The sequence below is a fragment of the Phenylobacterium sp. genome, from assembly GCF_016124325.1.
Classification (GTDB): domain Bacteria; phylum Pseudomonadota; class Alphaproteobacteria; order Caulobacterales; family Caulobacteraceae; genus Phenylobacterium.
The window spans coordinates 47,351-70,511 of record NZ_WGNY01000044.1 but is presented as its reverse complement, the minus strand read 5'-3'; the positions used below and the strand labels follow the sequence as shown (position 1 = coordinate 70,511).

The 23,161-nt window shown below is 71.8% G+C and carries 20 protein-coding genes and 1 tRNA gene; 12 read left to right on the top strand and 9 right to left on the bottom strand.

All coding sequences use genetic code 11. The annotated features are described in order from the left end of the window. The first annotated feature begins 30 nt into the window (after positions 1 to 30). The 7 genes from GC203_RS21770 (at position 31) to GC203_RS21740 (ending at position 9,046) form a co-directional block, all read left to right on the top strand. On the top strand, positions 31 to 1,011 hold the full coding sequence (locus GC203_RS21770) for an alpha/beta fold hydrolase (protein ID WP_293458828.1): 981 nt from the start codon (positions 31 to 33) through the stop codon (positions 1,009 to 1,011). Continuing rightward, positions 1,008 to 2,339: an aspartate aminotransferase family protein gene (locus GC203_RS21765; RefSeq protein ID WP_293458827.1), complete on the top strand. Its 1,332-nt coding sequence runs from the start codon at positions 1,008 to 1,010 to the stop codon at positions 2,337 to 2,339. The genes GC203_RS21770 and GC203_RS21765 overlap by 4 nt, the downstream gene beginning before the upstream one ends. Positions 2,340 to 2,374: 35 nt before the next feature. After that, on the top strand, positions 2,375 to 3,694 hold the full coding sequence (locus tag GC203_RS21760) for an acetylornithine deacetylase/succinyl-diaminopimelate desuccinylase family protein (RefSeq protein WP_293458826.1): 1,320 nt from the start codon (positions 2,375 to 2,377) through the stop codon (positions 3,692 to 3,694). Between the two features lie 7 nt (positions 3,695 to 3,701). Beyond that, positions 3,702 to 6,278, top strand: a complete 2,577-nt coding sequence (locus tag GC203_RS21755) for an ABC transporter substrate-binding protein (RefSeq protein ID WP_293458824.1) — start codon at positions 3,702 to 3,704, stop codon at positions 6,276 to 6,278. Continuing rightward, positions 6,275 to 7,126: an ABC transporter permease gene (locus tag GC203_RS21750; RefSeq protein WP_293458823.1), complete on the top strand. Its 852-nt coding sequence runs from the start codon at positions 6,275 to 6,277 to the stop codon at positions 7,124 to 7,126. The genes GC203_RS21755 and GC203_RS21750 overlap by 4 nt, the downstream gene beginning before the upstream one ends. 1 nt (position 7,127) lies before the next feature. Next, a complete protein-coding gene (locus GC203_RS21745) occupies positions 7,128 to 8,735 on the top strand; it encodes a dipeptide ABC transporter ATP-binding protein (protein ID WP_293458821.1) in 1,608 nt (535 codons plus the stop codon). Positions 8,736 to 8,827: 92 nt separating this feature from the next. Continuing rightward, a complete protein-coding gene (locus GC203_RS21740; protein ID WP_293458819.1) occupies positions 8,828 to 9,046 on the top strand; it encodes a hypothetical protein in 219 nt (72 codons plus the stop codon). A 28-nt stretch (positions 9,047 to 9,074) separates the two neighbouring features. On the opposite strand, the gene GC203_RS21735 is transcribed toward GC203_RS21740, so the two are convergent. From GC203_RS21735 to GC203_RS21725, 3 genes are all read right to left on the bottom strand, one after another. Then, positions 9,075 to 10,238, bottom strand: a complete 1,164-nt coding sequence (locus GC203_RS21735) for a serine hydrolase (protein ID WP_293458817.1) — start codon at positions 10,236 to 10,238, stop codon at positions 9,075 to 9,077. A 60-nt stretch (positions 10,239 to 10,298) separates the two neighbouring features. Beyond that, positions 10,299 to 11,132, bottom strand: coding sequence for a PEPxxWA-CTERM sorting domain-containing protein (locus GC203_RS21730; RefSeq protein ID WP_293458815.1), 834 nt, complete (start codon positions 11,130 to 11,132; stop codon positions 10,299 to 10,301). Between the two features lie 320 nt (positions 11,133 to 11,452). After that, the gene (locus tag GC203_RS21725; protein ID WP_293458813.1) at positions 11,453 to 12,751 is read right to left on the bottom strand and encodes a tetratricopeptide repeat protein; all 1,299 of its coding nucleotides are present in this window, start codon (positions 12,749 to 12,751) and stop codon (positions 11,453 to 11,455) included. A gap of 92 nt (positions 12,752 to 12,843) precedes the next feature. On the opposite strand from GC203_RS21725, the gene GC203_RS21720 reads away from it, so the two are divergent. Next, positions 12,844 to 13,956: an NAD(P)/FAD-dependent oxidoreductase gene (locus GC203_RS21720; protein WP_293458811.1), complete on the top strand. Its 1,113-nt coding sequence runs from the start codon at positions 12,844 to 12,846 to the stop codon at positions 13,954 to 13,956. A 200-nt stretch (positions 13,957 to 14,156) separates the two neighbouring features. On the opposite strand, the gene GC203_RS21715 is transcribed toward GC203_RS21720, so the two are convergent. The 3 genes from GC203_RS21715 to GC203_RS21705 are packed head-to-tail and all read right to left on the bottom strand — an operon-like array spanning position 14,157 to position 17,859. Beyond that, the gene (locus tag GC203_RS21715) at positions 14,157 to 15,014 is read right to left on the bottom strand and encodes an alpha/beta fold hydrolase (protein WP_293458809.1); all 858 of its coding nucleotides are present in this window, start codon (positions 15,012 to 15,014) and stop codon (positions 14,157 to 14,159) included. Between the two features lie 11 nt (positions 15,015 to 15,025). Beyond that, positions 15,026 to 16,831: an asparagine synthase (glutamine-hydrolyzing) gene (gene asnB / locus GC203_RS21710; protein WP_293458807.1), complete on the bottom strand. Its 1,806-nt coding sequence runs from the start codon at positions 16,829 to 16,831 to the stop codon at positions 15,026 to 15,028. Further along, positions 16,831 to 17,859, bottom strand: a complete 1,029-nt coding sequence (locus tag GC203_RS21705; protein WP_293458805.1) for a glycosyltransferase — start codon at positions 17,857 to 17,859, stop codon at positions 16,831 to 16,833. The genes asnB and GC203_RS21705 overlap by 1 nt, the downstream gene beginning before the upstream one ends. A gap of 114 nt (positions 17,860 to 17,973) precedes the next feature. On the opposite strand from GC203_RS21705, the gene GC203_RS21700 reads away from it, so the two are divergent. From GC203_RS21700 to GC203_RS21690, 3 genes are all read left to right on the top strand, one after another. Then, positions 17,974 to 18,050, top strand: a tRNA-Met gene (locus tag GC203_RS21700). Positions 18,051 to 18,203: 153 nt separating this feature from the next. Then, positions 18,204 to 19,262 (top strand): cysteine synthase A, encoded by a 1,059-nt coding sequence (cysK, locus tag GC203_RS21695; protein WP_293458803.1) that lies wholly within the window; start codon positions 18,204 to 18,206, stop codon positions 19,260 to 19,262. 28 nt (positions 19,263 to 19,290) lie between these two features. Beyond that, positions 19,291 to 19,920 carry a glutathione S-transferase family protein gene (locus tag GC203_RS21690; RefSeq protein WP_293458801.1) on the top strand — a complete coding sequence of 210 codons (630 nt, stop codon included), beginning with the start codon at positions 19,291 to 19,293 and terminating at the stop codon, positions 19,918 to 19,920. Positions 19,921 to 20,073: 153 nt separating this feature from the next. Here GC203_RS21690 and GC203_RS21685 read toward each other — a convergent pair whose 3' ends face one another. Further along, positions 20,074 to 20,868, bottom strand: coding sequence for an SDR family NAD(P)-dependent oxidoreductase (locus GC203_RS21685; protein ID WP_293458799.1), 795 nt, complete (start codon positions 20,866 to 20,868; stop codon positions 20,074 to 20,076). 229 nt (positions 20,869 to 21,097) lie between these two features. Between GC203_RS21685 and GC203_RS21680 the strand changes: the two genes are divergently transcribed. Then, on the top strand, positions 21,098 to 21,286 hold the full coding sequence (locus GC203_RS21680; RefSeq protein ID WP_293458797.1) for a hypothetical protein: 189 nt from the start codon (positions 21,098 to 21,100) through the stop codon (positions 21,284 to 21,286). A 180-nt stretch (positions 21,287 to 21,466) separates the two neighbouring features. On the opposite strand, the gene GC203_RS21675 is transcribed toward GC203_RS21680, so the two are convergent. After that, positions 21,467 to 22,087 (bottom strand): class I SAM-dependent methyltransferase, encoded by a 621-nt coding sequence (locus GC203_RS21675; RefSeq protein ID WP_293458795.1) that lies wholly within the window; start codon positions 22,085 to 22,087, stop codon positions 21,467 to 21,469. 18 nt (positions 22,088 to 22,105) lie between these two features. Beyond that, positions 22,106 to 23,152: a DUF2125 domain-containing protein gene (locus GC203_RS21670; RefSeq protein WP_293458793.1), complete on the bottom strand. Its 1,047-nt coding sequence runs from the start codon at positions 23,150 to 23,152 to the stop codon at positions 22,106 to 22,108. Positions 23,153 to 23,161: the final 9 nt, after the last annotated feature.

The window sequence follows — 23,161 nt, the reverse complement described above, 5'->3', positions numbered from 1 at the left end:
ACGAGCGCCGTCTCGGAGGCGAAATCGCAGGTGGCGAGATTGGCGGCGGTCCTGGGCGTGACGCTGGGGGTGATCATCCTGCTGATCATCGTGGCCGGCGTGGCGCTGTGGCGGGCCGACATCCCCTACGCCAAGCTGGAGGCGAAATACGCCCGGCCGACCTCGAAGTTCATCGACCTGCCCAGCGGCGTTCACATGCACTATCGCGACGACGGCGACCCCGCGAAGCCGGTGGTGATGCTGGTGCACGGCTACGGCGACTCGTTCCTGACGTGGGAGCCGTGGATCGAGCGGCTCTCGCCCGACTTCCACGTCATCACCATCGACCTGCCGGGCCATGGGCTGACCCGCGCGCCGGCCGGCTACGCGCCCAGCGCCGACGCCTTCGCCGACGAGGTGGACGCGCTGGCCGGCAAGCTCGGCCTTCCGCCCTTCGCCATCGTGGGCAACTCCATGGGCGGCGGGGTCGCCTGGCAGGTGGCCAGCCGCTATCCGGCGCGGGTTTCGGCCCTGGTGCTGGTGGACGCCGCCGGCTGGCCGGCCTCGACCCTGACCAAGCCGCCGCTGGCTTTCCGCATCCTGCAATCGCCCACTGGCATCTTCTATCTCAAGCACTTCGAGACCCGCCCGATCACGGGGCCGGCGCTGAAGGCCGACGTGGTCCACAAGGATCTGATCACGCCCGGGTTCGTGGACCGCTGGGTGGAGGTGCAGCGCGCGCCGGGCCACCGCGACATCCTGATGGGCATGCGGCCGGGCGAGCACAGCGTGGCGACCGAGGCGGTGCTGTCCAAGATCGCCGCGCCCACGCTGGTGCTGCACGGCGACCAGGACGTGATCATCCAGCCCGAGGCCGGCCGGAAGTTCGCCGCCGCCATTCCGGGCGCCAAGCTCATCACCTACCCCGACGCGGGCCACCTGCCGCAACTGGACGTCCCCGACAGGTCGGCGTCGGATGTGGCGGCCTTTCTGAAATCGGTCGAGGCGTCCGCTGCGAAGGAGCCGGCATGAACCAGCACGTGACCACCCTGCCCAACTCGCTCGAGGCCTACTGGGTCCCGTTCACGCCGAACCGCCGGTTCAAGGCGCGGCCCAAGCTGCTGGAGCGCGCCGACGGCGTGCACTACTGGACGCCCGAGGGCCGGCAGATCCTGGACGCCACCTCGGGGCTCTGGTGCGTCAGCGCCGGCCACAACCGCAAGCCCATCGTCGAGGCCATCCAGCGACAGGCGGCCACCATGGGCTACGCCACGGCTTTCAACGTCAGCCATCCCAAGGCCTTCGAGCTGGCCTCGCGGGTCGCCGACCTGATGCCCGGCGACCTGGACCACGTATTCTTCACCAACTCCGGCTCGGAGTCGGTGGACACCGCCCTGAAGATCGCGCTGGCCTATCACCGCACCCGCGGCAAGGGGACCAAGACCCGGCTGATCGGCCGCGAACGCGGCTACCACGGGGTGGGCTTCGGCGGTATCTCGGTGGGCGGGATCGTCAAGAACCGCATGTACTTCGGCAGCCTGCTGACCGGCGTCGACCACATGCCGCACACCCACAACCTGGCGAAGAACGCCTTCTCGCGCGGCCTGCCGCAGCACGGCGCCGAACTGGCCGACGAGCTGGAGCGGATCGTCACCCTGCACGACGCCTCGACCATCGCCGCGGTGATCGTCGAGCCGATCGCGGGCTCGACCGGTGTGCTGCCGCCGCCGGTGGGCTACCTCAAGCGCCTGCGCGAAATCTGCGACAAGCACGACATCCTGCTGATCTTCGACGAGGTGATCACCGGCTTCGGGCGCCTGGGCTCGCCGTTCGCCGCGGCCCACTTCGGCGTGCAGCCCGATCTGGTCACCATGGCCAAGGGGCTGACCAACGCCGCCGTGCCGATGGGCGCGGTTGGCGTGCGCAGCAAGATCTATCAGACCATCGTCGACGAAGCTTCCGAGCCCGGGATCGAGCTGTTCCACGGCTACACCTATTCGGGCCACCCGCTGGCCTGCGCGGCCGGCCTGGCGACGCTGGACCTCTACCGCGACGAAGGCCTGTTCGACCGGGCCGCGTCGCTGGCGCCGATGTTCGAGGAGGCGGTCCACAGCCTGAAGGGCGCGCGGCACGTGATCGACGTGCGCAACCTGGGCCTGATGGCCGGGATCGAGCTGGAGCCGCGGCCCGGCGAGCCCGGCGCGCGCGGGACCGAGGCGTTCGACGCCTGCTTCGACAAGGGCGTTCTGGTGCGGGTGACCGGCGACATCCTGGCGCTGTCGCCGGCGTTCATCTCCGAGCCCTCGCACATCGAGCAGGCGGTGGAGATGCTGAAGGGCGTGCTGGCCGAGGTCGCCTGACCGGCGCGCGAAGACGAGATGCGAGTGGTGTTCCGATGAGCCCTGTTACCAGCGCCGCGGCGAAGCCCGCCGCCCATCCCCGCGAGGACGCCCTGCTCTCGGCGATCGAGGGCCGGGCCGACGAGCTCGTCGCGCTCACCCGCGACCTGATCCGGTTTCCGACGGTCAATCCGCCGGGCGACGCCTACCGGCCCTGCGCGGAATATCTCGGCGAGCGCCTGAGGAAGCGCGGCTTCGCGGTGGAGTACGTCCGCGCCGAGGGCTCGCCGGGCGACACCGACGAGCACCCGCGCATCAACGTCATCGCCCGCTGGGAGGGCGCCTCGCCGGGCCCCTGCGTGCATTTCAACAGCCACATCGACGTGGTGGAGGCCGGCGACGGCTGGACCGTGCCGCCGTTCGAAGGCGTGGTGAAGGACGGCCGGGTCTACGGCCGCGGCGCCTGCGACATGAAGGGCGGGCTGGCGGCCTCGGTGATCGCGGTGGAGGCGCTGATCGATTCCGGCGTCCCGCTGCCGGGGGCGCTGGAGATCTCCGGCACGGCCGACGAGGAGAGCGGCGGCTACGGCGGCGTGGCCTGGCTGGCCGAGCGGGGCTGGTTCTCAAAGCCGCGCGTGGACCACGTGATCATCCCCGAGCCGCTGAACGTGGACCGGGTCTGCATCGGCCACCGCGGGGTCTGGTGGAGCGAGATCACCACCGAGGGCCGCATCGCCCACGGTTCGATGCCGTTCCTGGGCGACAACGCCATCCGCCACATGGGCGCGTTCATCGACGAGCTGGAGCGGCGCATCTATCCGCAGCTCGGCAATCTGGACACGGCGATGCCCGTCGTCCCGGAGGGCGCGCGCACGCCGACGCTCAACATCAACTCGCTCCACGGCGGCCAGCCGGACGTGACCGGCACGGGCCTGCCCGCGCCCGTGGTGGCCGACAGCTGCCGCATCGTGCTGGACCGCCGCCTGCTGATCGAGGAGGACCTCGAGGAGGTGAAGGCGGGCATCCACAACCTGCTCGACGGCCTGGCCCAGACGCGGCCCGGCTTCCGCTACAAGATCCGCGACCTGTTCGAGGTGCGCCCGTCGATGACCGAGCCCGACCGGCCGGTGGTGCGTTTCACCTGCGAGGCGGTGGAGCAGGTGCTGGACAAGCCCGCCCAGATCGTCTGCTCGCCGGGCACCTACGACCAGAAGCACATCGACCGGATCGGCCGCCTGCGCGACTGCATCGCCTACGGCCCCGGCATCCTCGATCTCGCCCACCAGCCCGACGAGTACGTCGGCATCGACGACATGGTGAGCTCGGCCAAGGTGATGGCGCTGTCGGCCTACGCGCTGCTGACGCGGCAGGCCTGACCCCCACGTGGCGCGACGGAGCGGCCTTCCCGGCTTCCTGGCGCTGATCGCCCTGGTGTCCGCGTTCGCCCTGGCCTTCGCGCTCGCGGGGGCGGGCGCGGCCCAGGCGCGCGACGTGCTGCGGCTGGCCATGCCGCTGGAGCCGCCCAACCTCGACCCCACGGCCGGGGCGGCGGCCGCCATCGACGAGGTGGTCTACGGCAACGTCTTCGAGGGGCTGGTGCGGATCGAGCCCACGGGCCGGGTGGAGCCGGCGCTGGCGGAGTCGTGGGAGGTCTCGCCGGACGGGCGGATCTATCTCTTCCACCTGCGCGCGGGCGTGCGCTTCCAGGACGGCTCGCCCTTCGACGCCTCGGTGGTGAAGTTCTCTCTGGACCGCGCCCGGGCGCCCGACAGCGCCAACGCCCAGAAGGACTATTTCGCCCCCATCGCGCAGGTGGAGGTGGTCGATCCCCTGACCGTGCGGCTGGTGCTGAGCCATGCGTCCAGTTCGCTGATCCACGTGCTGGGCTGGGGCGACGCGGTGATGGTCTCGCCCAAGTCGGTCGCCGACGAGGCCGCGCACCCGGTCGGCACCGGCCCGTTCCGGTTCGCCGACTGGCGACGGGGGGATTCGATCACGCTGGAGCGCTGGGCCGGCTACTGGGGTCCGAAGCCCCGGCTGGCCAAGGTGGTGTTCCGCTTCATCGCCGACCCGACGGCGGCCTATGCGGCGCTGAAGTCGGGGGCCATCGACGCCTATCCCAACTTCCCGGCGCCGGAGAACCTGGCCGAGTTCAAGCGCGACCCGCGGTTCAAGGTGGTGGTGGGCTCGACCGAGGGCGAGACGATCCTGGCGCTGAACAACGCCAAGCCGCCGTTCAACGACTTGAAGGTCCGCCGGGCGCTGGCCTACGCGGTCGACCGCAAGGCGGTGCTGCAGGGCGCCATGTTCGGCTACGGCCAGCCGATCGGCAGCCACTTCCCGCCGACCGATCCCGACTACGTCGACCTGACCGGCCTCTATCCGCATGACGTGGCGCGTGCGAAGGCGCTGCTGGCCGAAGCCGGCTACCCGAACGGTTTCTCGGCGACCCTGAAGCTGCCGCCGCCCAGCTACGCGCGCCGCTCGGGCGAGATCATCGCCGCCCAGCTGGCCCAGGCGGGCGTGAAGGTGACCATCGAGAACCTGGAGTGGTCCCAGTGGCTGGACCAGGTGCTGAAGAACAAGAACTTCGACATGACCATCGTCTCGCACACGGAGCCGATGGACTACGACATCTACGGGCGGGACTACTATTTCGGCTATCGCAGCGCCGCCTTCGACGACCTGCTGGCGCAGCTCAACCTGGCCACCGACCCGGCCACGCGCTCGACGCTGCTCAAGGCCATCCAGCGGAAGATCGCCGAGGACTCGGTGAACGTCTTCCTGTTCGAGTTCCCGCAGCTCGGCGTGTGGGACGCTCACCTCCATGGCCTGTGGCGCGACCGGCCGGTGCAGTCGAACGTGGTCACCGAGGCCTGGTTCGACGACGGCCGCGGCGGCGCGGGCGCCTCGGCGGCGGGGGGCGGGCAGGCGGCCGGCGGCGGGCGCGGCGGGCTGTGGGCGGCGCTGGCCGCGGCGGCGGTGGTGGGCCTGGCGCTGGTCAAGCTGGGGCCGCGCTACGTGGCCGGGCGGCTCCTGGCGCTGGCGCTCACCTTCCTGGCGGCCAGCGTGATCGTCTTCGCCCTGATCCAGGTGCTGCCGGGTGATCCGGCGGCCTACATGATGGGGCTGAACGCCAACCCCGAGGCGCTGGCGGCGCTGCGCGGGCAGATGGGGCTCGATCAGCCGCTGGCCGAACGCTACCTGCGCTGGATCGCGGGGCTGGCGCACGGCGACTTCGGGGTCAGCTACACCTACCGCGTCCCCGTGGCCCAGCTCATCGGCGAGCGGATCGCCGTTTCGCTGCCGCTGGCGGTTCTGTCGCTGCTGCTGGCGGTGGCGGTGGCCCTGCCGGTGGGCGTGTTCGCCGGGCGACGCCGCGGGAGCGCGGCCGACGCGGTCTCCATGGGCCTGGCGCAGGTGTTCATGGCGCTGCCCAACTTCTGGTTCGCCATGCTGCTGGTGCTGGTGTTTGCGGTGGGCGCGCGGCTGCTGCCGGCCGGCGGCTTCCCGGGCTGGCAGGCGGGCGTGTGGCCGGCGCTGAAGGCGCTGATCCTGCCCGTCGTGGCGCTGGCCCTGCCGCAGGCGGCGATCCTGGCGCGGGTGCTGCGCTCGGCCCTGATCGACACCCTGGGCGAGGACTATGTCCGCACCGCCCGCGCGGCGGGGCTGAGCGACGGGCAGGTGGTCTACCGCCACGCGCTGCGCAACGCGCTGGTGCCCACCCTGACCATCGTGGGGCTGCAGTTCTCGTTCCTGCTGGCCGGGGCGGTGATCGTGGAGAACGTGTTCTTCCTGCCCGGCCTGGGCCGGCTCGTCTTCCAGGCCATCACCCAGCGCGACCTGATCGTCGTGCAGGGCGTGGTCGTGCTGCTGGTGTTCGCGGTGGTCAGCGTCACCTTCCTGGTCGAGCTGGGCTACGCCGCGGTCGACCCGCGCATCCGCGGGCGGTCGGCATGAGCGTGGCGGCTTCCTCCTCCCCGGCGGCCTCGCGGCGCGCGACCCCGGCGCTGGTGCTGGGCGGGACGATCACCGGCCTCTTCGTGCTGGCGGCGCTGGGCTCCTACGTCTGGACGCCGTATCCGACCGCCGTGCTCGACGTGGCCCACAGGCTGCAGCCGCCCTCGGCCGCGCATTGGCTGGGCACCGACCACTTCGGCCGCGACGTGGCCTCGATGATCCTGGTGGGCGCGCGCAACTCGCTGGCGGTGGCGGTGGTGGCCGCGGGCGTCGGCCTGCTGCTGGGCACGCCGCTGGGCCTGCTGGCGGCCGCCCGGCGCGGCCTGGCCGACGAGGCGATCATGCGCGGCGCCGACCTCGTCTTCGCCTTCCCGTCGCTGCTGTTGGCGATCATGATCACGGCGGTGGCCGGGCCGGGCGCGATCAACGCCATCATCGCCATCGGCGTCTTCAACATCCCGGTCTTCGCCCGGGTGGCGCGCGGGGCGGCCCTGTCGCTGTGGAGCCGCGACTACGTGCTGGCGGCGCGGGTGGCGGGCAAGGGGCCGGGGCTGATCTCGGCGCAGCACATCCTGCCCAACATCGCCAGCCTGTTGATCGTGCAGGGGGCCATCCAGTTCTCCATGGGCGTGCTGGCCGAGGCGGCGCTCTCGTACGTGGGCCTGGGCGCCCAGCCGCCGACGCCGTCGTGGGGGCGCATGCTGAACGACGCCCAAACCATGATCGGCTTCGCGCCCTGGCTGGCGATCTTCCCCGGCCTGGCGATCGTGGTGAGCGTGCTGGGGCTCAACCTGCTGGGCGACGGCCTGCGCGACCTGCTCGACCCGCGGCTGGACCGGAGGCGCTGAGATGAGCCTGCTCTCCATCCGCGACCTCACGCTCGGCATCGGCGGCGCCGAGGTGCTGAAAGGCGTCTCCCTCGACCTGGCGGCCGGCGAGATCGTGGGGCTGGTGGGCGAGTCGGGCTCGGGCAAGTCGATGACCGGGCTGTCGGTGCTGTGCCTGCTGCCGCCCGGCGCGGTGGTGTCGGGGCGGATCGAGCTGGACGGCCAGGACCTGACCAGCCTGTCGGAGCCGCAGATGCGCGCGGTGCGGGGCGCCCAGGTGGGCATGGTCTTCCAGGAGCCGATGACCGCGCTCGACCCGCTGATGACTATCGGCGACCAGGTGGCCGAGACGCTGCGCATCCACCGGGGCCTGGGACGGGCGGCCGCCCGCGAGGCCGCCGCCGCGGCGCTGGCGCGGGCGGGCCTGCCGCCCGACCGCTTCCCCCTGAGCCGCTATCCGCACGAGCTGTCGGGCGGCCAGCGCCAGCGGGTGGCGATCGCCATCGCCACGGCCCTGAAGCCCAAGGTGCTGATCGCCGACGAGCCCACGACCGCGCTCGACGTCACCACCCAGGCGCAGATCCTGGAGCTGCTGAAAGGCCTTGCGCGCGAGGACGGCTGCGGCCTGATCCTGATCACCCACGACCTGGCGGTGGTGGCCGAGACCGTCGACCGGGTGGCGATCATGCGGGCCGGCGAGATCGTCGAGCAGGGGCCGGTCGCGGCGCTGGGCGCCCTGACCCATCCCTATGCCCAGCGCCTGGCCAAGGACGCCGTGCTGGCCGAGACCGCGCCCGCCCCGGCGCCGGCGGATGGCGCGCCCGTGGTCGAGGCGACGGACGTGCTACGCACCTATGCGCCGCGCCGCTCGGCGCCCTGGCGGCGCGCCGAGCCGTTCCGGGCGGTGGACGGGGTGAGCCTGGCCGTGCGGCCGGGGGAAACCGTCGGGCTGGTGGGCGAGTCCGGCTCGGGCAAGTCGACGCTGCTGCGCGCCGTCCTCGGGTTGGAGGCGCTGCAGGGCGGGGCGGTGAGCTTGGACGGCCGGCCCTTCTCGCCGCCGTCGCGCGGCGATGCGCGCCGGCTGCGCCGCCAGGTCCAGGCGGTGTTCCAGGACCCCTACGGCAGTTTCGATCCGCGCTGGCGGGTGGCCGATCTGGTGGCCGAACCGCTGCACCTGCTGGACGACCCGCCGACCGGCGCGGCGCGGCGTGGGCGCGTGGCGGCGGTGCTGGAGAAGGTGGGCCTGCCGGCCGACGCCATCGACCGCTATCCTCATCAGTTCTCCGGCGGCCAGCGGCAGCGCATCGCCATCGCCCGGGCGCTGATCACCGAGCCGCGGCTGGTGGTGCTGGACGAGGCGGTTTCGGCCCTGGACGTGACGGTGCGCGCGCAGATCCTGGCGCTCCTCGCCGACCTGTCGCGCGAGCTGGGCGTGGCCTATCTGTTCGTGACCCACGACCTCGGCGTGGTGCGCGCCGTCTGCCATCGGGTGCTGGTGATGCAGGCCGGCCGGATCGTGGAGGAGGGCGAGACGGCCCAGGTCTTCGCCTCGCCACGGCATCCCTATACGCAGACGCTGCTGGCGGCGACGCCGGACCTGCGGCGGGCGCTGGCGGCGCGGGGCGCGTGAACCCCGCCTGAACGCGCGCCTCAGCCGCTTCTCAGCCGGATTGACGCATTCTCGCCCTCGATCCGCCATGCGGGCGGAAGACGAGGTTCGCCATGAACGCCGAGAGCGCCCCGCATCACCTGGAATGGACCCTGCTGGACCCCTCCGCCGAGCGGCCGGTGGAGGTGGGCGACTTCGTTTCCACCGAGGCCGGCGGCATGCCGATCTATCGCGTGCTGGCCGTCGAGGGCCGCTGGGTCCGGCTGGCGGACGAGCGCCACCCGATCCAGGAATTGCCGCTCGAACGCTTCCGCTGGCGCAGCGCCGCCTAGAGCCCGTCAGGGTGAAGTGGATACCGGTTCAGCCGCCCGTCGCGGCCGCCCGCATCGCCTCGTCGAAGGCGCCGAGCGCGATCCATGCGGCGTCGGCGTCGGCCTGGGGCCAGGCGGCGTTGGTGACGACGATCACGCGATCCTTGGGATAGGTAGTGATCGACTGGCCGAAGATGCCGGCGGCCTGGTAGCCGCCCGGAACCATCCACCAGAAATAGCCGTAGCCGCCGGACCCGTTGTCGATCTGCTTGCTCGTGGCCTCGGCGGTCCAGCCCTCGGGCAGGATGCGCTTGCCGCCCGCCACGCCGCCGTCGAGGATGAACTGGCCCACGCGGCCATAGTCGCGCAGCGTCATGGAGATGCAGCAGCCGCCGCGCTCGTGGCCGGCCAGGTCGGTCATCCAGACGGCGTCGCGCTCCATGCCGTAGGGCTTCCAGATCTTCTCCGAAGCGTAGTCGGACAGGCTCATGCCGACGGCGTTGGAGACCAGCACGCCGACGAGGTCGGTCTCGCCGGTGTTGTAGTGGAAGATCGTCCCCGGTTCGTGCGCCCGGGGGAGCTTGCGCATGTAGCTCACCATCGGATTGACGCCGGGCTCCAGGATCGCGGTCCCGGCCTGGGCGACGTCGGACTTGGGATCGGCGTAGTCCTCGTTCCACTTCACGCCCGAGCTCATCATCAGGAGCTGGCGCACGGTGACGCCGTCGTAGCCGGAGCCCTTCAGCTCGGGGATGTAGTCGACGACCGGGGCGTTCACACCGGCGATCTTGCCGTCGGCGATGGCGGCGCCCACCAGGGTGGAGGTGACCGACTTGGCGACCGAGAACGAGGTCCAGCGGTCGTCCGGCTTGCGGCCCATCGCGTAGCGTTCGAGGACGATCCGGCCGTCCTTGATCACCAGAACGCCCGACATCCGGTTGGCGGCCATGAAGCTGTCCACCGTGTAGGACTTGCCGCCCACCTCGAAGGTGGGGTCAATCTGGCGGTCGGCCCTGGGCAGGGCGTGGACCGTCTCGCCGCGATGGATGGTGTTGACGCGATAGATCGTCTCCATCGCGCGGTAGCCGTCGCTCTGCTGCTGGGGCGTCCAGACCAGCACGGAGGGCGTGCCCGGCTTGAGCGCGGTCTGGGCCGCCGCCCCGCCTGCGGAAGCGAGCGCCGCCGCCAGCGCGATCCCTGCAACGATACGCATGGTCTCCTCCCCGTTTTGCCGGGGAGGCTAGGGAGATGCGGCGGCGGCGCCTAGAGCGCGTCAGGCGACGATAGCGCGTCGGCGGCGCAGCGTCCCGCCCGCGAGACCGAAGCCCAGGATCATGACCGCCCAGGTGGCCGGCTCGGGCACGGCGCCGGTGTCGGTCAGGAACACGCCCGAGGCCGAGCTGTAGTCGACGCCAGAGGGCGCCTGCACGCCGATCGCGCCGGTGTGCAGGAAGTCCATCGTGACCGTGGCGGGCTGATTGCTGATCGACACGAAGGTGCCGAGGCTGGCGAACACCTTGAAGCTCTGGTCGCCCGTGACGGCGACGCTGCCGGACAGGCTGCGCGCGAAATATTCGTCGATCGCGGCGGTCGTGGGCTTCGCGAAGTTGAAGAAGCCCGACTGGGAGATCAGCGCGCCGCCGATCGAGGTGTAGTTGTCGTAGGTCGCCTCGGAGGACGCATCGAACACGTAGAGCGTCGCGGAGACGCCGTACTGCAGGTACGAACTGGCGTTTCCGTCCCAGGCCGGGGCGTTGATGATCCCGTCGAAATCGAAGGCGAAGTCGACGAGCGAGCCGTCGCCGCCCGTGAAGTTGAGCGTGTCGCCAAACACCCCGAGGGCCTGGCCGCTGGCGTTCGGGCCGGTGGTGTTCTGATAGATCCGGATCGTGCCGGTCGCGAGATCGACATTGGACTGGTAGTCGCTGCCGATGTTGCGCGAGTCCGAGGTCGCCCCGTTCTCCTGGATCCCGTCCAGCGTCGTGCCGCCCGCGTCCACGTAGGGTCGGACGAAATAGTAGTCGCTGAGTTCGACCGTGCCGGCCGCAGCCGGTCCTGCGACCAGCATGGCCGCGCAGGCGCCGAGCGCCATCTTGAAACCGTTCACCCCAACCCTCCTTTGCTCCGGGGCCATGGGAGTCCCGGCACGCGTCGACCGGCGGACTGTCGGTCGTCTCAGGAGGTAAGGCGCCGTCGGCGCGCGCCACGGGTCAGGGAAAATCGAAGTTTTTCCTCCGGGAGCTTCAGGTCGCGACCCGGCAGCGCGATGCAATCCGTCCGCTCATCCCGGCGAAGGCCGGGATCCAGATCCCAGAGCGCGGAGGCGGATCGGAAGACCACAGAGCCTCGTGAGGCCACGTCCAAGGCCCTCCATCTGGGTCCCGGCCTTCGCCGGGACGAGCGGGTTTGGCCCCAAGCCTCGGGGCGTCAGGCGGCGAGGCTGGGGCTGGGTTCGGCGCGGGGGATCGCGGCGGCGCGCTCGGCCAGCAGGGCGCGCTCCAGGCTAGTCTCGCCGGCCCGTCGGGCGGCGGCGATCAGGGTCAGGTCCAGCACGTCGCGCTGGGCGTGGCTGCCGCCGAAACGGGCGGCGCCGTTGCGCACGTCGCGCAACAGCTCGACGGCGCGGGCGTGGTCGCCGAGGCCATAGGCGTGGATGGCGCGCGCCACCGGCAGGCCCACCTCGCGCATGATCCGGGCGTTCTCGCCCTCGGCTTCGGCGGCGGCGGCCATGTCGGAAAGGAGCGCGCGGGCGGTCGCCTCGCGGCCGGCGCCCATGAAGGCCATCATCGCGTGGGCGTCGTCGAAGGCGAAGCGGCCGTGAGGCTGGCTCTCGTAGACATCGGCCAGGGTGTCCCAGCGCCCGCCCAGGTCGACGTCCATCAGCTTCAGCCGCCAGAGCAGGGCGGCGGCGTCGTCCATGTCGAACGCCATGGTCGAAGGCTCGCCGTAGATCGGCCCGTCGTAGAGGGCCAGCACCTCGTCGATCTCGCCGAGGCCCAGGTGGAAGAGGGCCGTGTGCCACCAGTTGTGGATGGCGAAGTAGCTGCCCTGGCTCCAGGCGTCGGGGTTGGCGCGCATCCAGGCGATCCCGTCGCGGCGGCGATCCTGCATCTCCAGCACGTGGGCCACGGCGTGCTGGGCCCAACCGTTGCGTGGCTCCAGTTCGATCGCGCGGCGGCCGGCGGCCTCGGCCTCGGCGTAGAGCGCCGTCTCCTCCAGGCCGAAAGCGTGCATGCCGAGGATGGCGTGGAGGTCGGCCATGCCCTCGCTCCAGGCGGGCAGGGCCCGGCCGATGCGGTCGCGCAGCATGCGCGCGTCGCCGATCATGAAGTCCATGGACTGGCCGACCTGCAGCGCCAGCACGTCGCGCGGATGGTCGAGGGTGACGTCCTCCAGGGCGCGGCCGGCGGCGCGGTATTCCCCGGCGGCGATGCGGTCGAGGGCGGCGAGGTGGCCTTGCTCGCGGGCGTCGGCGGGCAGGGCCTTGGCCTTGGCCAGGGACTTCTCGCCCCGGGCCCGGGTGGGGGCGTCAGATCCCATGAGGCAGAGGTAGGCCATCATGGCGTGGGCCATGGTGAAGCCGGGGCTGTCGGCCAGGGCGGCCTTCAGGTCACCCATCGGATCGCCGGCGAGGCAGTGGTGAGCCGAGAGCGCGGCCTGGAAACGATCGGCCGCCGCCTGCGAGGCGCCCGAAAGCGCGTTGCCGTTGTGGTCCCTCGCCGTCATTCCGAAACTCCGATCCGGTGTCGGCCGCCAGCTTAGCAGCCGATCGGGCTTGGCGCTTCCCATCGGGCGCGCCGAACTGTAGGCCGGGGGCGATGGCCGAGTTCGATTTCGACGCCGTGGTCGTGGGGGCGGGCGCCGTGGGCCTGGCCTGCGGCTATGCGCTGGCCCGGCGCGGCCTGACCGTGGCGGTGCTGGAGCGGGAGGCCGCGATCGGCCAGGGGGTCTCCTCGCGCAATTCCGAGGTGATCCACGGCGGGCTCTACTATCCGACCGGTTCGCTGAAGGCGCGGCTGTGCGTGCAGGGTCGGCGGATGCTGTACGCCTTCTGCGACGCCCATCACGTGGACTACGACCGCTGCGGCAAGCTGGTCGTGGCGACCGACGCGGCGGGGCTGGAGCGGCTGGACGCGATCCTGGAGCAGGCGCGGACCAACGACGTCGAGGGCATGGCCAGGCTGACCGAGGCCCAGGCGCTGGCGCTGGAGCCCGAGCTTTCCTGCGAGGGCGCGCTGATCTCGCCGCAGAGCGGGGTGTTCGAGAGCCACGCCTACATGCTGGCCCTGCAGGGCGAGATCGAGGCCGCGGGCGGGGCCGTGGTGCTGTCGACGCCGTTCGAGGGGGCGACGCCGCTGGACGGCGGCGGGTTCGAGGTCCGCGCCGGCGGGGCCGAGCCCACGACCCTGACCTGCCGGCTGCTGGTGACCGCGCCGGGCCTCTCGGCCCAGGCTGTGGCGGCCGAGATCGAGGGGTTCCCGGCCGACAAGATCCCCAAGGCCTATTTCGGCAAGGGCATGTACTTCCGGCTGTCGGGTAAGGCGCCCTTCGCCCGCCTGATCTATCCGCCGCCGATCCACGGCGCCCTGGGCACCCACTACCGGCGCGACCTGGGCGGGCAGGGGGTGTTCGGCCCCGACCTGCATTTCGTGGACGAGCCCGACTACACGGTCGATCCCGCCGCGGCGGGCGAGTTTTATCGCTACATCCGCAAGTTCTGGCCGGGCCTGCCGGACGGGGCGCTCAGCCCCGATTACGCCGGCGTGCGGCCCAAGCTGCACGGACCGGGCCAGCCGCAGCCCGACTTCCAGCTCCACGGCGAGGCGGTCCACGGCCTGCCCGGCCTGATGGCGCTGTTCGGCATCGAAAGTCCCGGGCTGACCTCGTCGCTGGCGATCGGGGAAGAGGTGGCGGTGCGGCTGGGCGCCTAGGCTGAAAGCCCGATCAATAGCTTGAGAGCATTACAGGTCGTCATGGCCCGGCTTGTCCGGGCCACCCATAAACGCCGAGCATGCAGGCCGGGACGCCGCGCCGCCGCCGCCAAGCCGGCCGCTGTCTATGTTCATGGGTCGCCCGGACAAGCCGGGCGATGACGGCGAGGGTCGTTTGATCAGGTCGCCAACCTAGCCGCCTAGGGCAAGCCGGCCAGCCAGGCCAGCACTTCGCTCTCCAGCCGGATGCGGGCGGTGTTCCAGCCGTGGTCGGTGGCCACGTGGACGACGCGGACCTTGCCGCCCCGGCGCTTCACGTCGAGCACCAGGGCCTCGGCGCCGGGGGCCAGCCCGTCGTCGGCGGTCAGCACCAGCAGCGGGTGCTTCGCCAGCCCCGGCGCGGCGTCGGCGAATCCGTGCCCGCCAAGGGTGGCCATCTCCGCGGCCATGCTCTGGGGCGTGACGCCGGCCAGCGCTTCCATGTTGTTCTTCGCCAGGTCGATCCGCATCGCCTCGGGCGCGGCGGCGATGCGGCCCACGTCGGCGGCCGAGATCAGCACCGCGCCGGCCACGTCGGCGTCGGCCGCGGCGGTCTGGGAGGTGACCCAGCCGCCCATCGAGTGGCCCACGAGGACCAGCTTCTTCGCGTCGATCTGCAGCCGGGCGGCGTTGGCGGGATCGCGGACGTAGGCCAGCACCGCGCGGGCGTCGTCGAGGTTGCCCTTGAAGCTGAAGGTCCCCGGGCTGCCCCACGAGCCGCGGTAGTTGGGCGCCACCACCGTCCAGCCGGCGCGGCGCATGGCCTGGGCGAGATCGAGGTTCTTCTCGTTGCCGGGCAGGCCGTGGAACAGCACGACCGTGGGGTGGGGCCCGGCGCCGGCGGGCACATAGGCGATGGCGTTCACCTCCACGCCGCCGGTCGGGATGTGCAGCACCTCCATCCGCGCGGGATGGGCCGCATCGACGGGCGGGTCGGTGAAGATCGCCGCGGGTGGGGCGGCCTGGGCCACGGCGCTCATGGCCATCGACAGCGCGCCGGCCAGCATCCATCGGATCATCGCAAACCCCCTCAAGCCTGCCCGGCCACGGCGGCGACCGCCTCGCCCGGCTGGGCGCCTTCCAGGTGGATCAGCGACCACACCGCGAAGAAGAGCAAGGGCCATCTGGCGCCGGCCGGACCCGCCGTCATGCGCGCGGCGGCGTCAGGGAACAGCTGGGCGACCGCCTCGACCTTGCCGATGCGGGCGGCGATGTCGGCGGCCCGCGGCGCGATCCAGGCCTCGACGGGCACGGTGAAGCCCTGCTTCTTCGCCCACGGCCGGGCGGCGGGGCAGGCGCGCTCCAGCCACTTGCGCAGCAGCCACTTGCCATAGCCGCCGCGCACCTTGCAGCGGTCGGGCAGGGCCCAGGCGAAGGCGGCCACCTCGCGGTCCAGGAACGGCGTGCGGCCCTCCAGGCCATGGGCCATCAGGCAGCGGTCGAGCTTCAGCAGCAGGTCAGCGGGCAGCCAGGTGGCGACGTCGGCCCATTGCGCGGCCTGCAGCGGCGACAGCCCGGGCGGCGGGCGGGCGGCGTCGCGCCAGCGGGCGAGGACGGCGGGATCGGCCGCGCGCGGCTCGGCCGGGCGGCCGCCCAGCCAACGGGGCCGCAGCGCGCGGCGATAGCGGCCGTAGCCGGCGAACAGCTCGTCGCCGCCTTCGCCGGTGAGCACGACGGTCAGGGTCCCCTTGGCCGCCTCGGCCAGCTTGTAGGTGGGCAGGGTCGCGTAGTCGGCGGTGGGATCGTCCAGCGCCCAGGCGACCTGCGGCAGGATCCGCCAGAAGTCCTCTTCCCCGAAGCTGGTCTCGCGCCAGTCGAGGTTCAGCGCGCGGGCCACCGCCTCGGCCTGAGCGCGTTCGTCCGCCGCGCCCCCCATTTCAGACTTGGGTGCGTTGAATCCGCAGGTGAAGGCGGTGACGGGGCGTTCGTTGAGGCGCGCCATCAGGGTGGCGATGGCCGCCGAATCGATCCCGCCCGACAGGAACAGCCCATAGGGCACGTCCGAGCGCTGGTGCACGCGCACGCTGTCCTCCAGCACCGCATCGAGACGGTCGAGGAGGTGGCGCTCCTCCCCCGCCAGAGCGGGGGAGGGGGACCGCGAAGCGGTGGAGGGGGCTTCCACGCCCGCGCCCCCTCCGTCGCCCCGGGCCTGGTCCGGGACGCCACCTCCCCCGCCCTTGCGAGGGAGGAGCGGGAGGGCGGAACGCCGCTTTCCGCTGACGATGCGGCCGTCGCGCACCTCGACGATCTCGCCGGGGACCAGCCGGCGCAGGCCCCGGAACGGCGTGCGTTCGCCGACGACGTAGTTCAGGGCGACCAGTTCGCGCGCGGCCGTGTCGTCGAGGACCCGCTGCATCAGGCCGGCGGCGAAGAAGGCCCGCGGCTCGGAGGCGAAGGCCAGGCCGCCGGCGTGCTCCATGATGTAGAGCGGCTTGATGCCGAAGGGGTCGCGGGCCAGCCAGCTGCGCCCGTCGGGGCCGATCAGGCAGAACGCGTACATCCCGCGCAGCCGGTCGAACGCCGCCTCGCCCTCGCGCGCGTAGAGGTGAAGGAGCGGCTCGAAGTCGGAGCCGGTGGCCAGCGCCTCCTCAAGCCCGTGGTCGCGCGCCAGCTCCAGGTAGTTGTAGATCTCGCCGTTGCCGACCACCACGCCGCCGGCGGCGTGAAGCGGCTGCCAGCCGCCCTCCAGGTCGATGATGGAAAGGCGCGCGTGCGCCAGGGCCGCGCCGGCCGCCGACTCCAGCCGCACCCCGTCGGGCCCGCGGTGGGTCAGTGCGCGGATCATCGCCTGGGCGGGCGCGTCGGTCCCACCGAGCTGGCCGGCGATGGCGCACATCAGCCGGCCCCGTAGTCGGCGAAGAGAGCCCGCCACTGGGCGACGACGGCCGCCTCCGAGAATTCGGCCTCGACGCGTTGGGCGCCGGCCTTGGCGAGCCGGGCCCGCAGCCGGGCGTCGGCGAGCAGCCGGCCGATGGCCGTGGTCAGGGCGTCCACGTCGTCGACCGGCGCGAGCAGGCCATCGGCGCCGTCGCGGATCAGCGCCTTGGGCCCCTGGCTTTCGGCGGCCACGATCGGCAGGCCATGGGCCCAGGCCTGGATCACCACATTGCCCAGGGGTTCGTAGCGCGAGGGGAACACGCAGACGTCGGCGGTGCGGTAGAGGGCCGAAGGGTCGGTGCGCCAGCCCAGGAAACGTACGCGGGAGGCCACGCCCAGCGCCTCGGCCAGGCTCTTGAGCTGGGCTTCCAGCGGGCCGACGCCGGCGATCCACAGCCAGGCGCCGGGCGTACGGGCCAGCGCCTGCAGCGTGACGTCGTGGGCCTTGTTCTCGTGCAGGCGGCCCATGGAGAGCAGCAGGGGAACGTCGGCCGGCGTGTCGAGGCTGGCGCGGTCCACCGGCGCGGCGTCGGCCGGGGCGGCGGCGAAGTTGGGGATGCAGGTGACGCGTCCCGCCGGCCAGCCCTGGCCCACCACCCACTCGGCGATGTCCTCGGTGTTGGCCACCAGATGGTCGAAGCCCTTGTAGTATTTGAGGTTGTAGTAGCCGCCGAGGCGGCCGATCCGCGCCCAGGGCCCGCGCGGGCTGTGGCGGGCGGCCCGGTTCATCCAGGCGAGCAGCACCCTGGCCTTGTGAAGCGTGGCGAAGCCGGCGGCGGCCGGGCGGGTGAGGATGTCGAGCGGCCCGCCGAACCGCAGCACCTTGGTGGGGATTCCGGCGGCCTTCAGGCGGGCCTCGCGAACCGGATTCGCGCGGATCGCGGCGGCCTGGGCCACGTCGGCGCGCGCCAGCGCCGCCACGAGGTCGACGAAGTAGGTCTCCGCGCCGCCTTCGCCGGCCGTTCCCAGGAGGTGCAGGACGCTCATCGCGGGACTCAACGTAGCCGCATGCGACGCTTCGCCCAAGCGCTTGAAGCGTGGCCCGCCTGACCTTATAAGGCGCGCCTCGCGCTCCGAGGGCTCCTCGGGGCGCGCGACCGTGGCTGGGTAGCTCAGCTGGTTAGAGCGGTGGATTCATAACCCACAGGTCGGCGGTTCGAGCCCGCCCCCAGCTACCACGGTTTCCTCGCGCGGCGGGCCGAGCGGCGCTCGGGTCCGGCCGTCGAATTCTCCTCACATCGCCGCCAGACGCGAGAACGCCGGTTGACAGGTCGGCCCCGGAGCGCGCCCATCGCCCGCCGCGATCCGGCGGTGCGAGCGGAGGCCGTGCGATGGCGAAATACGACAGCATCCTGGACACCGTCGGGAACACGCCCCTGGTGCGCATCAACAAACTCGCGCCCGATCACGTGAACCTCTACGTGAAGGTCGAGGCCTTCAATCCGCTGGGCTCGGTGAAGGACCGCCTGGCGCTGGGCGTGATCGAGGCGGCCGAGAAGAGCGGCGCGCTGAAGCCCGGCCAGACGGTCATCGAAGCCACCAGCGGCAACACCGGCATCGGCCTGGCCATGGTCTGTGCGGTCAAGGGCTACCCGCTCGTGGTCACCATGGCCGAGAGCTTCAGCATCGAGCGCCGCCGCCTGATGCGCTTCCTGGGCGCCAAGGTGGTGACGACGCCGGCGGCCCTGCGCGGCACCGGCATGGTCGACAAGGCCAAGGAGCTGGCCGAGACCCACGGCTGGTTCCTCAGCCGGCAGTTCGAGAACGAGGCCAATCCCGACATGCATTCGCGCACCACCGCGCGCGAGCTGGTGGCCGACTTCAAGGGCGAGCGGTTCGACTACTGGGTCACCGGTTACGGCACCGGCGGCACGCTGACCGGCGTGGCGCGCGTCCTGCGCCAGGAACGGCCCGACACCAAGATCGTGGTCTGCGAGCCGGTCGGCGCGACCCTGATGGAAAGCGGCCAGCCGCAGGAGCGCCGCCCCGACGGTTCGCCCGCCGCCGGCCACCCGGCCTGGGCGCCCCACCCGATGCAGGGCTGGACGCCCGACTTCATCCCCAAGATCGCGGGCGAGGCGGTGTCGGGCGGCCTGATCGACAAGCTGGTCCAGATCGCCGGCCCCGAGGCCCTGAAGGCCAGCCAGGACCTGGCCCAGAAGGAGGGGATCTTCGTGGGCATCACCGCCGGCGCCACCTTCGCCGGCGCGCTGAAGGTGGCCCAGGAGGCGCCGAAGGGCTCGACCATCGTGGCCATGCTGCCGGACACCGGCGAACGCTATCTCTCCACCCCGCTCTTCGCCGACGTGCCCGCCGAGATGACCGAGGAGGAGATCGAGATCTTCAAGTCGAGCCCGATGTTCGCCGACGCCCTGCAGCCGGCGCAGTAGACGTTCCGCTGTCCCGGGAGGAGACCGCATGATCACCGTGTTCGGCGGCCAGACCTCGCGCTCGCTGCGCGTTGTCTGGCTGATGGAGGAGATGGGCCTCGACTATCGCGTGCGGCAGGTGGACATGCTGTCCGACGAAGTCGACGCGGAGTTCGTGGCGGCCAATCCCGCCACCTACATCCCGGTGTTGCGGGACGGTGACGTCACCATGGTCGAGTCGATCGCCATCATGGAGTACCTGATGGCCCGCTACGGGCCGACGCCGATGGCGCCGGCGCCCGACGACCCCGCCTTCCCAGCGTACCAGCAGTTCCTTCACCTGGGCGAAGCGGGCCTCGCCGCCTTGATGATGACGCCGATCGTCAGCCGCTTCCTCGCGCCGGAGGCCGAGCGCGACAACTGGGGCGCCGCCTGGGCGAAGGCGGCGGCCGAGAAGCGGCTCCGGCTGGTGAGGCGCCAGCTCGAGCAGGCGCCCTACATGGCCGGCGACCGGTTCACGGCCGCCGACATCTCGGTGGCCTACGCCCTGGAACTGGGCCGCCAGCACGAGGTGGCGAGCCTGGGCGAGGCCGAACACGCCTACCTCGCCCGCACCATGGGCCGCGACGCCTACAAGCGGGCGCTGGAAAAGTCCCAGCCCGAGGCAGCGGAGGCGTAGGCCGTCCGTCATCCCGGCCGGAGCGCCCGGACGGGCGCGCAGAGCCGGGACCCGGCAGCTCAAACCTCGAAGCCGATGCAACGCAGCGTCGCCGTTGTGCGGCTGGATCCCGGATCTTCGGGCGCTGCGCGCCCTGTGTCCGGGATGACGGACCTACCGCGGCGCCATCCGGATCGCGCCGTCGAGGCGGACAGTCTCGCCGTTGAGGTAGCCGTTGCGGATCATGGTGACGGCCAGATCGGCGTATTCCTCGGCGTTGCCCAGGCGCTTGGGGAAGGTGACCGAGGCGGCGAGGCCGGCGTAGACCTGCGGCGCGCGGGTCTTCAGCCCGCCCAGCATCGGCGTGTCCATGATCCCCGGCAGGATGGTGTTGATGCGGATGCCGTCGCCCGACAGGTCGCGGGCGATGACCAGGGTCATGCCCTTGATCGCCGCCTTGGCGGCCGAATAGGCCACCTGGCCGATCTGGCCCTCCTCGGCGGCCACCGAGCCGGTGTTGACGATGGCGCCGCGGTCGCCGGTCTCGTCGGGCTCGAGGTTGGCGATCATGCCCGCCGCGCTCTTCACGATGCAGCGGAAGGTGCCGACGGTGTTCAGCTCCAGCACATAGGAGAAGTCGGAGACCTTGAACGGCACGACCTCGCCGGTCTCCTTGTTCTTGCCGACGGTCTTGCCGCCGCGCCCGCCGCCGGCGCAGTTGACCAGGATGCGCTCCTGGCCGTTGGCGGCGCGGGCCTTCTCGAAGCCGGCGTCGACCGAGGCCTCGTCCATCACGTTCACCTGGCAGAACGTGGCGCCCAGTTCCTTGGCCGCGGCCTCGCCCGTCTCGGCGTTGAAGTCGAAGATGGCCACCTTCACGCCCAGGTCGCGCAGCGCCTTCACCGTGGCCTTGCCCAGGCCTGAGGCGCCCCCGGTGACGATGGCGGAGACGGAGCTGTCGAGTTTCATGAGGTCCTCCCGGAACGTTCCTGCGGCCCGCGACGGCGGCCGTTCGCCGGGGCTGTAGCACGGGCGTGGCCTGACCCTGCGCCAACCTCGCCCGCGGCGTTCACGCGGGCTTGATCGGCCGATCGGCGCGAACACCCCTCTCGGGCGAACCGGATGCGTCTGGCACGGGAGTTGTTGCGTAACACGTTAGGTGGTCCAGATCGGAACACCGTTCGGTGGAGAGAGCCCCATGGCGTCTTCCGTTGTCGTGGCCCGCAGCAAGCTCGACGGGCTGGAGTACCTGGCGCCCGGCGCGCGGGTGGACTGGACGGACCTTTCGGACCGCGCCCAGCGGTTCGACACCGTGCGCGACGCAACCCGCGCCGCGCTGCGCCTGCCCAGCCGCTTCCGGGCCTTCGCCCTGCCGGTGAACGCCTAGGTCTGTCTTCAGTCCCGCTCGTCCCGGCGAAGGCCGGGACCCAGATGGCGGGCTCCGAAGCGGGTTCTGGGGGCTCGGAGGCCGTCCAATCCGCGTCCGCGTTTCGAGATCTGGATCCCGGCCTTCGCCGGGATGAGCGGATGTAGTTGAGCTTGCTGTCCTCGAATTGAGTCCCGACGCCTAGGTCGTCGCCGCGCCCCACTCCATCCAGCCGGCGATGCGCGGGGCCTTGGGCATGTACATGCGCTCGGCGCCGGCCACCTTGAAGCCCGCGGCCTCGATGGACGAGGTCACCGGGCGGGTCAGGTGACAGCCGCCGGCCAACCGCTTCCAGATCGGCTCGATGCGCCGCTGCCATTTGGCGACGCCGGCGTCGGGCGAAAGACCGTGCTCGCAATAGAGGAACCGGCCGCCCGGCTTCAGCACCCGGCGGGCCTCGGCGAGCGCCTGGGCCGGCGTGTGCACCGAGCAGAGCGTGAAGGTGCAGACCACGCAGTCGAAGCTCTTGTCGTCGAAGGGCAGGGCCTCGGCGGTCCCGTCCTCCACCTTCACCGACAGCCCGGGGTCGCGCGGCGCCGCTTCGGCGATGGCGCGCAGCTCAGGCGTGGGATCGACGCCCGTGACGCTCTCGACCTTGGAGGCGTCGTAGAACGCCAGGTTCAGGCCCATGCCGATGCCCAGTTCCAGCACCCGGCCCTCGGCGTTGGGCACGACCTTGGCGCGCTGTTCGGTGATCCCCGGCGCCGAGCAGGCGCACTTGAGGAGGCGGGGCAGGATGTGTCGGTCGTAGAACGAGGCCATGGCTTCACCATGGGCCGGTTAGCGCGGTTCGTACACCTTCGGCGCGGGCGCCAGGGCCACGGGGCCCAGAGTGGTCTGCCCGGCCTGGAAGTCGAGGTTGGCCCGGGCGACGTCGCCTGAACCGGCGCGGGCCTCCACGACGGCCTTCGCCGCCGCCGCCTGGGTCTCGCTGACCGCGCCGGTGGCGCTCATGGCCGAGAGCGCCCGGGGGGCCTGGCGCAGCGACACCTCCAGCGACCCGCGCAGGCGGCCGTCGGAGCCGACGCTCAGGCTTCCCGCCTCGGCGCCGATGAGGGCGTCGCCGGCGGTCAGGCCCGCGCGCTTCACGTTGATCCGCCCGCCGGCCGCGATCCAGCGCCGTACGGCCTCGGCCCAAGTCGCGCCGTGGAAGGCGCTGATCTTGGAAAGCCGGGCGTCCCATTCAAGCGAGACCGGCTTATCGCCCGCGATCCGGCCCAGCAGGCCCGGCAACTGGGCCTTGCCCTCCTTGACCGAGACCCACAGGCCGCCCTCGTCGCCCACCTCGGCCGGCGCCTGGCGCAGGTGGAACTCGACCTGCTTGGCCGAGGCCAGGCCGAAGGGCTCGGCGCCGGCGGCCGGCTTGAACACCGGCTCGATCAGCTCGACGGAGATGTTGGGCGGGGTGTTGTCGAAGTGGCTCAGGCTTGCGCGTAGCGACTGGCCGGTGACCCGCACAGGGCCGCCGCGGGGCCGCACGAAGCTCAGCCCGTCGGGCGCGACCAGCACCCAGACGATAGGCGCATAGGCCTGGGCCTCGGCCTCGAGGCGCGGCGTCTCCAGCGCCCAACCCGACCGATCCCGGACCGCCGCCTCGGTCAGGGTCACGTCCAGCCGGAAGGGATAGCCGCCGATCTCCCGCTCGCGCCACGAGACCTCGTAGCCGGCGCGCCGGAGGGCCGAGACGCCGGCGTCGAGCCGGGTCTCAAGCTGGCCGCGCATCCACAGCCATGTCGCGCTCCAGCCGGCGACGATGATGGCGAGCACGGCCAGCACCAGGATGGGGACCAGCCGGCTGGGTTTGCGGCGCGGGGAGGGATCGGGCACAGACATTCG

Coding starts and splice junctions, on each gene's coding strand:
- GC203_RS21765 (WP_293458827.1), top strand. CDS start 1,008: ATGAACCAGCACGTGACCACCCTGCCCAACTCGCTCGAGGCCTACTGG.
- GC203_RS21750 (WP_293458823.1), top strand. CDS start 6,275: ATGAGCGTGGCGGCTTCCTCCTCCCCGGCGGCCTCGCGGCGCGCGACC.
- asnB (WP_293458807.1), bottom strand. CDS start 16,831: ATGTGCGCCATCGCCGGCCAGCTCGGTGGGACCGACGCGCCCGCCCAG.
- GC203_RS21675 (WP_293458795.1), bottom strand. CDS start 22,087: ATGGCCTCGTTCTACGACCGACACATCCTGCCCCGCCTCCTCAAGTGC.
- GC203_RS21690 (WP_293458801.1), top strand. CDS start 19,291: ATGATCACCGTGTTCGGCGGCCAGACCTCGCGCTCGCTGCGCGTTGTC.
- GC203_RS21740 (WP_293458819.1), top strand. CDS start 8,828: ATGAACGCCGAGAGCGCCCCGCATCACCTGGAATGGACCCTGCTGGAC.
- GC203_RS21725 (WP_293458813.1), bottom strand. CDS start 12,751: ATGACGGCGAGGGACCACAACGGCAACGCGCTTTCGGGCGCCTCGCAG.
- GC203_RS21745 (WP_293458821.1), top strand. CDS start 7,128: ATGAGCCTGCTCTCCATCCGCGACCTCACGCTCGGCATCGGCGGCGCC.
- GC203_RS21760 (WP_293458826.1), top strand. CDS start 2,375: ATGAGCCCTGTTACCAGCGCCGCGGCGAAGCCCGCCGCCCATCCCCGC.
- GC203_RS21705 (WP_293458805.1), bottom strand. CDS start 17,859: ATGAGCGTCCTGCACCTCCTGGGAACGGCCGGCGAAGGCGGCGCGGAG.
- GC203_RS21685 (WP_293458799.1), bottom strand. CDS start 20,868: ATGAAACTCGACAGCTCCGTCTCCGCCATCGTCACCGGGGGCGCCTCA.
- cysK (WP_293458803.1), top strand. CDS start 18,204: ATGGCGAAATACGACAGCATCCTGGACACCGTCGGGAACACGCCCCTG.
- GC203_RS21735 (WP_293458817.1), bottom strand. CDS start 10,238: ATGCGTATCGTTGCAGGGATCGCGCTGGCGGCGGCGCTCGCTTCCGCA.
- GC203_RS21680 (WP_293458797.1), top strand. CDS start 21,098: ATGGCGTCTTCCGTTGTCGTGGCCCGCAGCAAGCTCGACGGGCTGGAG.
- GC203_RS21715 (WP_293458809.1), bottom strand. CDS start 15,014: ATGATCCGATGGATGCTGGCCGGCGCGCTGTCGATGGCCATGAGCGCC.
- GC203_RS21720 (WP_293458811.1), top strand. CDS start 12,844: ATGGCCGAGTTCGATTTCGACGCCGTGGTCGTGGGGGCGGGCGCCGTG.